The organism is Clostridium sp. C8 (genome assembly GCF_001010885.1).
GTDB lineage: Bacteria > Bacillota > Clostridia > Clostridiales > Clostridiaceae > Clostridium > Clostridium sartagoforme.
The window spans coordinates 1-9,974 of the sequence record NZ_LBMX01000076.1; the positions used below are offsets into that span (position 1 = coordinate 1).

Below are 9,974 nucleotides of genomic sequence, written 5' to 3' on the forward strand. Positions count from 1 at the left end.
GACGAAATTGGTTATTTACCTATAGATCAATTAGGTGCAAATTTATTTTTTCAGCTAATAACTAAAAGATATGAACATAACTCAACTATAATAACTACTAATCAACCTTTTAGTAAATGGGGAGATGTTTTTTCAGATGCTACGCTAGCGAATGCTATACTTGATAGGCTTCTACATCATGCTCATATTATTAAAATAGTTGGGCCATCTTATAGAACAAAAGATGTATATGAAATGATCCAACAAGAAAACAAATAACTATCAAATAATTATGCATTTTCATGTTGGAACTTTTCAACATTTTGATGTTGACATTTACAGCGCTTTGTATATTTTTTGATTTGCTTATTGAACGACTCAATTAAATTGGTCGAGTAGATGCTTCGCCAAATTGCTTTTGGAAACTGATAAAACGTCAGTAAATACGGGTTATTTAGTAAGCCTTGTGTCACTTTTTTGTACGATTTGCTCCATTTCTCGCAGAACTGACCAAGTGCTAGCTCAGCTGCTTCGGCGTCCTTTGCCTGGTGAATCGTTTTAACATCTTCGCAGACTTCCCTGCGATCTTCTACGCGTACTTTATGCATAATATTGCGACCAACATGAACGAAACAGACTTGATATTTTGCTTTTGGAAACACAGTGAAAACAGCGTCTGCCAAGCCTTTTAAACCGTCTGATACGAATAAAAGTACGTCTTCTACACCACGATCTTTGAGCTCTTGTAGTAGCTCCTGCCAGTTGTAAGCCGATTCTGTTGGGGCAATCGTATAGCCAAGCACTTCTTTTGAGCCGTCTTCACGGATACCGACCGCAATATAGACTGCTTCTTTTGACACCGTATCAAGACGCACGGCAATATACGTCGCGTCTAAATACACGCACACGTAGCGATTGTGCAACGAACGGTTATTAAACGCATCAACCGTTTCTGAAACCGCTTTTGTCATGTTTGAAATCGTTTGAGGCGTATAATGATGCCCGTACATTTTCTCGATTAATTGTGCAATTTCAGCCATAGTGATGCCTTTTTTGAACAGGTGAATCACGGTTTCTTCAAGCGTATCATTCGAGCGTTTATACGGTGCCACCGTCTGTTGTTTGAACTCACCGTTGCGATCACGCGGGATTTGAATCGTTAAATCGCCGTACTCCGTGTGAAGTGTACGCGAGTAAGACCAATTGCGCGAATTGCCTGAGTTGAACCCGATACGATCGTATTTTTCATAATCCAAAAATTCCGTTAGTTCTGTCTCCAACAGCGAGTTGATCGCCATTTCCAAGTGCGAACGAAAAACCTCGGTAATATCTTGTTTTTTTGTAAGTAGCATCGACAATTTCTGTTGTAAACTGATTCATAGGGAAGACCTCTTTTCTAGGATTGGTTGTGGTGACTTAATTCTACCAAGAAAGGGGCTTCCTTTTTACATGGAATTTTTCATTTACACAAAATATTTTATACTCTCTGATAAAGAATTAATACATAATTTAAGGAAGGTAAGAACAAACTAATTACGAAATTATTTAGCGTGTTTTATGAGAAAAGGTCTATCTAAACAATTCCTATGTATTTCATCTACTCGCTACATAGTTTGTAATTATTAAGAGAAAAACCAGGGAGGAACTTTATGTTGGATTGGATTTTTTATCTATACCTATTAAATACGATCTTTATGTTAATCATAGCGATAAGTGAGGTTCGCCGACCAGCAAAAGCTTTGAATTGGCTTGCCTTAAGTCTCATTTTACCTATCATTGGTTTCGGTCTTTATATGAGTACTACAAATCCATTGGGTATTCGTCGTAAAAGGCTAACATCCAATGGGGATGTATCGAACAAACTTCCTGATTCATTTAGCGACTCAGCCTTAGTCATCGCTAATGCTTTAAACCAGTTCAGTGTACATGGGCCTCGTTCTGGAAGAGTCCAAGTCCTGATAAACGGAATTGAAACCTATGAAAAACTTATCGAATCCTTACAGAACGCAACAAGCACGATTAATCTTGAATATTTCATATATAGGGATGACCAAATAGGCAGGCGCATAACGAATGTGCTGGTGGAACGGGCGTATGCAGGCGTGAGGATCCGTTTTGTGAGAGATGGTTTTGGGAGCTGGAATTTCCCCCGAAGTGAAATCAGACGGATGATGGAGGCAGGGATTGAATGCAGGACGATTTTTCCCTTGCGATTCCCTTGGATCCTTTCGAATTGGAATTACCGGGACCATTGCAAAATTGTAACGATCGATGGAGATGAAGCTTTTACAGGTGGAATCAACATCGGCTATGAGTATACAGGATTGAAGCCGAACGTAGGTTTCTGGCGTGACACACATTTGCGGATCGAAGGCGAAACTTCGGAGGATTTGCAAACCATTTTCGACGTTCATTGGAGAATGGCAACACCTGAACAAAGGAAAAGACGCGGAGGTGCAAAAAAACCTCGAAGCAGGGTGCATTCTGTCAATGAAGCACATCCAAAGTTGTTAACAGAATTGGGTGCTGAGTTTCAAAGTAAAAAGGACACATACCGAAACAAATCGCTGCAAAAAGCTTATGTCCAGACGTTAGAAGGTAATCCAGGTCTTCCTACGCCAATCGTTCGAACGACCTACTTTATTTGCCTGAGTCAAGCGAACCGGAGCGTTGATATAACCACCCCGTTTTTTATTCCTGATGAAGACATCCTGATGGCGATAAAGACAGCCGTGGCAAGAGGTGTACGCGTAAGGTTACTCGTCCCCCGACATGTTGCAAATAAGATCGTCGACTCTGCCAAACGTACTTATTATGGAGAATTGTTAGAGGCAGGTGTCCATATTTACGAATACGATAAAGGCATGCTCCATGCGAAACAAATGGTCATAGATGATGAAATCGCAGTTGTTGGTGCTGCAAACTGGGATATGAGAAGCTTCCGGCTGAATTATGAGACGTGTGAAGTCATTTACAGTGATGATGTTGTTAAAGAACTTACTAGGCAATTCGAGTATGATCTTAGTGATTCATTGCAGGTGAAGGTCGACGATCTGGTGCAGCGTTCCATACCTCAGCGCATTATTGAACAAGGTGCTCGTGTGTTTTCTCCTTTATTATAAGTTAAAGAAATAAAACGGCAATAATAAAAAGGCTGCTTGAATTAGAAAATATCTGTTCCCTTTAATTTAAATATAGGGGTGATATCAATAGATAATACATTTGAAAATTTTAAAGGAATACGTTTATTAGAAGATAAACTGTAATTTTTAGAATTAGATGATTGGCTAAAGAATGAGTTTTTAACTTGGGAATGGTGGATATTAGTCTGTTTTTTAGTTGGACCTTGGGTTATATGGGCTAAACTCATTAAAAGAGACATTATTTTAGAAATTTTGTTGTTTGGTACCATAATTATCATAACAACAACCTTATTAGATGTAGTTGGTGCACAATATAGTTTTTGGGATTACCCCATTGCATTCCTACCTATTATTCCCAGGGCCTTTCCTTTTGATTTTTCAATGGTACCTGTAGCTTACATGTTGTTATATCAATATTTTAGAACATGGAAATCTTTTATTTTAGCCCAGATCATTATGGCACTAACATATGCCTATATAGGTGAACCCTTTTGCGAGTGGCTCAAACTTGTTAATTATTTAGAGGGGAGATACAGATATTCATTCATATATTACATCATTGTTGGAATTGTAACTCGAGCTTTAATACTAAAACTAGCATCTTTATCTAAACCTCAAGATCTTACAACTAAGTAAAATTTAAATTGGAGGAAAAAAACTATGGAAGAAGTTAATATTGGTTTACTGACGATCAAAGTCATCGTTGGTTTTGCCACTTTATTATTTATCATTATCATAACAGGCAGAACATCCATCTATCAGTTAACCCCGTTTCACTTAGTTTTTGTGTTAGTACTTGGAGATTTTTTAGGAAATACCATTTATGAAGATAAGGTAGGGATTGTTCATTTTTTATATGCCATCGGATTGTGGACGTTTCTTATGTTGGGAATAGAGTTTATGACTCTTAAAAATAAATCGACACGTTCTCTCTTATTAGGCGATCCTAACATCATCATTCGAGATGGTATTATGGACAGAAATTTACTTGCAAAGAACAAATTGGATGTAAATCAAGTATTGAGTATGCTCCGTCAAAATAATGTCTTTTCAGTTCGCGAAGTCAAATACGGTATATTGGAAGCTAATGGGCAAATAAGTTTATTATTAAAATCTAAGTATCAAAACCCAGACAAGCAAGATCTCAATCTTCCAGAAAGTCCAGTAGACCTCCCAACATCGTTAATTATAGATGGGGAAATTTTATGGGATAATTTACATGAACTCGGATTTGATCAACAGTGGTTAGATAACCAATTAACTACCAATGGATATGATAATGTAAAGCGTATACTTTACGCAGATTGGCGAGAGAGTGAAGGCATACATGTAAGTCCTAAATAAAATTTGTTAGGATAAGAGCATATCAATATTCTTAGTGAATAAAATGTCGATTTAAAAAAGATTCACTGTTTAAAACAAAATTGAACCGTTTAGCATAGAATGGGTTTTAAGGATTTATCTGATAGGGTGTTTGTTGCTCTTGGGTCTTCCATAATCGGGCACGATAGTTAAATAAGTGTGGCGAAACGTTGATTGTAGTCCTCGAACTGCGTCACTAAAAAGCGTTCCAGTGATTCTTCATTCGGGAACTGTTCCTTGCGCTTTGTATATTTTTTGATTTGCTTATTGAACGACTCAATTAAATTGGTCGAGTAGATGCTTCGCCAAATTGATTTCGGAAACTGATAAAATATTAGTAATTAGGATTTTCCAGTAAACCTTTTGTCACTTTTTTATACGTTTAGGCATGGTCTGATATTTTAGTTGATAAAATTAGAGAAAAACTTAACCAGCATTACACATCAAAGTTTGATGGAAAAGACGTAAAATACCAAAGGACTTTTGGCATTTGGGAAATAGATTACGGTGACTTTGATGTAATATATTACACTGAAGATACTAGAAAACTATTTTTAATTGAAGCAAAATATTTCTCTGACTCATTAAACTCAAGCGAAATGGTTACAGATTATAAAAAACTATTTGAGAAAGATGGATATTATGATCGTTACAGGCGAAGATATGAGCTTGAACTGTCAGAAAATAAGAAAGTAAAGGAATTTATCGGTGTTGAAGAGGATATAAAAGTGCATTTGATTTTTCTTACGTCAAAACCGATAGAGTTGGAAATTCAAGATAATGACGGAGTAGGTACATTTCTTTCAATTGGAATATTTGATAAATATTTAGAAGGAAAGTTAATCAATGATGAAGATGACAGCGTGGTTCGTCCATTGAGGGTAATTTAGCTAAGTGGATATGTTTCCGTCTACCGATAGTGCTAAAAACGGAATGGATATGTTTCCGAGAACGGACATACTCAAATGACATTTATTCCATCCTCTCGAGTCATGTTGAGTGTGTTGCGTTGATAACAAGAAAAGATAGGTAAAGGCTTAAAAAGCCTTGAAATAAAGGAATCTCCGAGGGTCGGAGTAGAAACTCTGGCTCTCGGATTTTTATTTGTAAGGCAAGAACCAAACATATCCACGGATAGAAATACCTTAGGGTTGAGTTGACAGGATTAAAATGGACAGGTTGTGGAGATAGGATGAATAAAGAATTTATGAGTAGTTGGAATAGATGTTAGATAAATTTTCCTAATAAAATATTTATATTTACACTAATTATCATGTAAATGGGAACAATTAAAGATAATTAGTCTAAATTTAACAGAGAGGTTATGTAATGGAGAATAATAACAATAACTCGATGTCAAGGATAACATTTATTCCAGCAAAAAAGAAATCAAACAAAAAGGTAGCAATATATTGTAGGGTTAGCACAAATCATGATTCACAAGAAGAAAGCTTAGAAGCACAAATGGAAGGATTAAAGCAAATAGTAAAGAATAATTCTGACTGGAGTTTATTTAAGGTCTACACAGATAAAGATTCAGGGGGGAATACATTTAGGTTTGGATTTCAGAATATGATATTTGATTGCTATGAAAACCATATTGATATAGTATTAGTAAAGTCCATTAGCCGCCTTTCAAGGAATACCGTAGATTTACTTGAAACAGTTAATAAGTTAAGGTGCATGGGAAAAGAGATAATATTTCATGATGAAAATATCAAAACCAGTCAAGCAGAAAATGATGTATTTGTAGCAGCAGTAACTGCATTTGCACAAGCAGAGAGTGAATCAAATAGTGAAGCTATAAAATGGGGCTTAAAGCGAGGATTTGAATCTGGTCAATCTAAACTTTATAATAGAAGGTGTTTCGGTTATAAACATAATGAAAAAGGTGAACTTACAATTAATGAAGCACAGGCAGAGGTTGTTAGAAAAATTTATGATTTATATTTAAAGGGATATAGTGTAGACTTAATAATACGTGATCTAGAGCGTTTAAATATCAAGTCTCCTATGGGTAAAGATAAGTGGTCTAAACGAGCTATTAAGACAATACTAACAAATGAAAAATATATAGGAAATGTAATTTTAGGTAAAACCTATACAGGTGTATTTCCTAATAATAAACAGCAAAGTAATAATGGTGCTCAAGAAAAATATTTACTTGAAGATGCACATGAGCCAATAGTAGAACGTGAAAAATTTGAGCAGGTTCAAGAGGAAATAAAGAGAAGAAGCAACGTTGAAATCGTTTATGGTAAAATAAAAAGAAAGAAAACACATTATAGCTCTAAGAAAAGAACATAGAATTATATACAATAGGATAATGAAAACAACGGAAGAGAGGTCAAACTATGCAAATTGCACTAACTAAAAAACTATCGACTGCTATGGGGATAAAGCCAGCAGCTATAAATGAAGATGTAAATCCATTATTTACGTGGACAGCAAACTGGACTAATGTTTGGGAAAATCGTAGAACAGAAGATATGCTTGTTTTAGTAAACAATGCTACTAGGTTTACTGTTGCTGTTTATCAGGTGAAGAAAAAGGAATTAAAAAATATAAGCGAAATTATTAAGTCGGCAATTTCAAATACTCTTTCAGATATGAATTTTAATGAAGAGGCTGTGGCAGAGTATATGGAAATGGCAGGTGGTATAGAATTTGTTCAGAACAATAACAGGCAAGCAGCATCTTGGGTAACAAAGGCTGGATTAGAATGCTCTCAATGTGTTGGAAATGAGTATGATGGGAGTGAAAAAGTCTTTAATGATACTGTAGGTTGCTTTTCAAATAGACTAATAGTAGGTTGTAGCGGGAAACGGGAAGACAGTTTTTACCCTTATAAATTAATGAGAGAGGAACTAAAAAAAATTACCGGAAAAGAGATTTATAAATATAAAGCTTTTGAGTTAGAGGTTACACTTGATTTAGATATATATAAGGCTATAAGAAAAATAATTGTACCTGCAAATATAAAGTTAGCTAAGTTCCACAAGGTGCTTCAGTCAATATTTCATTGGAGGAACTATCATTTATATGACTTTACTGCTTTTGATAAAGAGACAAATGGGTTGATTAAAAGAATAGTCCCCTTTGAAGCTGATTTGGAATATGATAATAATGCTATTTTAATGGAAAATTATACTCTTAATGAAATATTATCTGAACAAAATTATATAATTTATACCTATGATATGGGCGATAATTGGAAACATGAAATTAAGCTAATAAAGACAATAGAAGATTATGATAAAGAGTCACCATACCTCTTAGAAGCAGATGGACAATCGCCACCAGAGGATGTGGGAGGGGTAACAGGATTTATTGAGTTTCGAGATATTATGATGAATACAAAATCACCAGAATATGAGAACATGAAACAGTGGGCAGGGTATTGGAGCTTAGAACTAAAAGATTGGCAAAAACGACCTGGTGTTATATGGATGTAAGTATGTTATGACATCAATAGTAAGAATTCAAACATATTTAAAATAGTAAAATAATAAACTAAATGGACTATATAATGATATTGAGGAAATGGCTATTTTACAAGCTTTAAGAGGGGTTTTCTAAGGAGAAATTGTCATCAATCCTATCACCTTATTTAGAATAACTATCACACGTTGAGAGTGTTGTATTGATAACAAGAAAAGATAGGTAAAGGGTTAAAAAGCCTTGAAATAAAGGGATTTCCGAGGGTCGGAGTAGAAACTCTGGCTCTCGGATTTTTTATTGCATAAATCAGAACCAAACATATCCACGATTGAAATACCTTAGGGTTGAGTTGACAGGATTAAAAGGAATAGGTTGAGTTGAAAAGATGATTATAATTTATGTGTAAGATATGATTAGACTTGAAAATGTTCCTCCAAAGGAATATAATGTAGTCTGACCTACGGACAGTGAAATACATGAACTATGAAATAATGGAATAACAGTTATACTATGAACAATATTACCATTACCAATTCATAAATTATTATCCTTTAATCAATGATAACACCAAAACATGAATTTTATGTATATACAAAAGGGTAGACTTCCCCTATAGGTATTCCGATAGACGCCCCGTACTTACCTACTATTTCTATATATCATAAAGCACTAAATCGAATTTGAGCTTGTACTTTTTCGTTTCAGAATCATAACACCTATTAAACCATTTTATACCGCAACTAAATAAGCTATATATTCTAACTACTTTATTCTTTAATTTCTTTGTTGCTCCTACAATCTTACTTTTCTTATTCTTAGAACAATCTGCTCCCAGTATTATCATCCAAGTATAAGCTATACTTAAGCATAAATATAGATTCTTAAAATATACTAGAGATTCTGTCCATGTACCTTCCATATCAAAACCACTTGATTTTAAATCCTTAAACATCTCTTCTATAATAAATCTTTTTTTATACTCACTTACTGCCTTCTTACTATCCATGTTAGTTATTATATACCATGTGTCTTCAGAGTCTTCTGCTTTACATACCGCTAGGTTACATTCATATTTTTCAGCACTTAATAAAACCCCATTAAATTTCTTCACAACTTTCTTTATTGGGGATATATCTCTTAAATACTTAATTTTATCTTTGCCTTCTATTTTTACAAGTAAGTCATTTGTGCATCTTATACAATATTTCCACCCAATACTATCTATAAATCTAAACAAATCTATGCTTTTAAAACCTCTATCTGCCAATAACACAACTTCATAATTATAGGAACTAAAAATCTCATTAAGCTCTCGTATTCCTTCTTTTATGTGTTCAAAGTTTTTATTATCCTTCTCATTATATTCGAATATCTTATACCATAAAGGAATTGCTCTTTTTCCTACTTTCAATGAAAACTTTAATATTAAAAATCTATCATCAAGGGTAGTATGATCAAATATTATTACTGCTTTATTGTTTTCACTTCTCTTTACGTATTTCTTTAAAATTTCTTCAACAAAAAAACTATATACATACTCTGGACTTATTGGTGAGGATCTAAAAAATCTATCTATTCTTTTTATTTTGCTATCTTCTGTTGCATCTGTAAAATCATCCTTTAACTTTTGAGATATCTTTGATATTACAACTGATTCTGATAAGATTATTCCTATGATTATATGCACTAGGTTTTTCAATCTTTTGCTTGTTATGGGGAGAATCTCATGTAGTATTTTCTCTAATTCTGTTGTAATATATTCTTGTGTATTTAACATAGCCATCTCTCCTTTTATACCTGTTTTCATCAACTTGTATTTTAAGGCTTGGCTATGTTTTTTTCTACTCTTTTTTATTGGTAATTTTAACCTTGGTTAACTTGCCCTTTTTACTGTCCTTAGATCAGGATATGAGTCAGATTTTTTTAGTAAAAAAATAAAAAAACTATTGACAGGTTTTAAAAAGTGGTGTATATAATAATTAGAGTTAGCACTCAACGATAGAGAGTGCTAATAATGAGAATAAAAACAAGTAAAGGAGTGATTAACAT

General features: G+C 34.1%; 8 protein-coding genes and 2 pseudogenes. 6 read left to right on the forward strand and 4 right to left on the reverse strand.

Going from position 1 to position 9,974, the window contains the following annotated elements; genetic code table 11:
- Nucleotides 1-258 (forward strand): ATP-binding protein (locus AAT22_RS11200; protein ID WP_047001291.1); only part of this gene is annotated, 258 nt, incomplete at its 5' end.
- Nucleotides 259-320: 62 nt separating this feature from the next.
- Here the strand turns inward: AAT22_RS11200 and AAT22_RS11205 are convergent.
- Nucleotides 321-1,359 (reverse strand): annotated as a pseudogene (locus AAT22_RS11205) (IS256 family transposase); the annotation flags it as partial.
- A gap of 269 nt (nucleotides 1,360-1,628) precedes the next feature.
- On the opposite strand from AAT22_RS11205, the gene AAT22_RS11210 reads away from it, so the two are divergent.
- Nucleotides 1,629-3,101, forward strand: a complete 1,473-nt coding sequence (locus AAT22_RS11210; RefSeq protein WP_207642011.1) for a phospholipase D-like domain-containing protein — start codon at nucleotides 1,629-1,631, stop codon at nucleotides 3,099-3,101.
- A gap of 41 nt (nucleotides 3,102-3,142) precedes the next feature.
- Here AAT22_RS11210 and AAT22_RS19290 read toward each other — a convergent pair whose 3' ends face one another.
- Entirely contained in the window at nucleotides 3,143-3,400 is a 258-nt protein-coding gene (locus AAT22_RS19290; protein WP_172655016.1) for a hypothetical protein, read from the reverse strand.
- Nucleotides 3,401-3,782: 382 nt separating this feature from the next.
- On the opposite strand from AAT22_RS19290, the gene AAT22_RS11220 reads away from it, so the two are divergent.
- A complete protein-coding gene (locus AAT22_RS11220) occupies nucleotides 3,783-4,466 on the forward strand; it encodes a DUF421 domain-containing protein (RefSeq protein ID WP_047001292.1) in 684 nt (227 codons plus the stop codon).
- Between the two features lie 167 nt (nucleotides 4,467-4,633).
- On the opposite strand, the pseudogene AAT22_RS18820 reads toward AAT22_RS11220, so the two are convergent.
- Nucleotides 4,634-4,825, reverse strand: a pseudogene (locus tag AAT22_RS18820) (transposase); the annotation flags it as partial.
- 387 nt (nucleotides 4,826-5,212) lie between these two features.
- Here AAT22_RS18820 and AAT22_RS19295 point away from each other — a divergent pair.
- The 3 genes from AAT22_RS19295 (at nucleotide 5,213) to AAT22_RS11235 (ending at nucleotide 7,939) form a co-directional block, all read left to right on the forward strand.
- On the forward strand, nucleotides 5,213-5,374 hold the full coding sequence (locus tag AAT22_RS19295) for a hypothetical protein (RefSeq protein ID WP_172655017.1): 162 nt from the start codon (nucleotides 5,213-5,215) through the stop codon (nucleotides 5,372-5,374).
- Nucleotides 5,375-5,813: 439 nt separating this feature from the next.
- Complete coding sequence (locus tag AAT22_RS11230) at nucleotides 5,814-6,791, forward strand: recombinase family protein (protein ID WP_052953951.1); 978 nt, start codon at nucleotides 5,814-5,816, stop codon at nucleotides 6,789-6,791.
- Between the two features lie 47 nt (nucleotides 6,792-6,838).
- On the forward strand, nucleotides 6,839-7,939 hold the full coding sequence (locus tag AAT22_RS11235) for a plasmid pRiA4b ORF-3 family protein (protein WP_047001294.1): 1,101 nt from the start codon (nucleotides 6,839-6,841) through the stop codon (nucleotides 7,937-7,939).
- A gap of 638 nt (nucleotides 7,940-8,577) precedes the next feature.
- On the opposite strand, the gene AAT22_RS18595 is transcribed toward AAT22_RS11235, so the two are convergent.
- Nucleotides 8,578-9,702, reverse strand: coding sequence for a transposase (locus AAT22_RS18595; protein WP_052953952.1), 1,125 nt, complete (start codon nucleotides 9,700-9,702; stop codon nucleotides 8,578-8,580).
- Nucleotides 9,703-9,974 lie beyond the last annotated feature (272 nt).

Bases quoted from the DNA above. Each gene is read 5' to 3' on its own strand.
- AAT22_RS11210 (WP_207642011.1), top strand. From the start codon at position 1,629: ATGTTGGATTGGATTTTTTATCTATACCTATTAAATACGATCTTTATG.
- AAT22_RS19290 (WP_172655016.1), bottom strand. From the start codon at position 3,400: ATGATAATTATGGTACCAAACAACAAAATTTCTAAAATAATGTCTCTT.
- AAT22_RS11220 (WP_047001292.1), top strand. From the start codon at position 3,783: ATGGAAGAAGTTAATATTGGTTTACTGACGATCAAAGTCATCGTTGGT.
- AAT22_RS11230 (WP_052953951.1), top strand. From the start codon at position 5,814: ATGGAGAATAATAACAATAACTCGATGTCAAGGATAACATTTATTCCA.
- AAT22_RS11235 (WP_047001294.1), top strand. From the start codon at position 6,839: ATGCAAATTGCACTAACTAAAAAACTATCGACTGCTATGGGGATAAAG.
- AAT22_RS18595 (WP_052953952.1), bottom strand. From the start codon at position 9,702: ATGTTAAATACACAAGAATATATTACAACAGAATTAGAGAAAATACTA.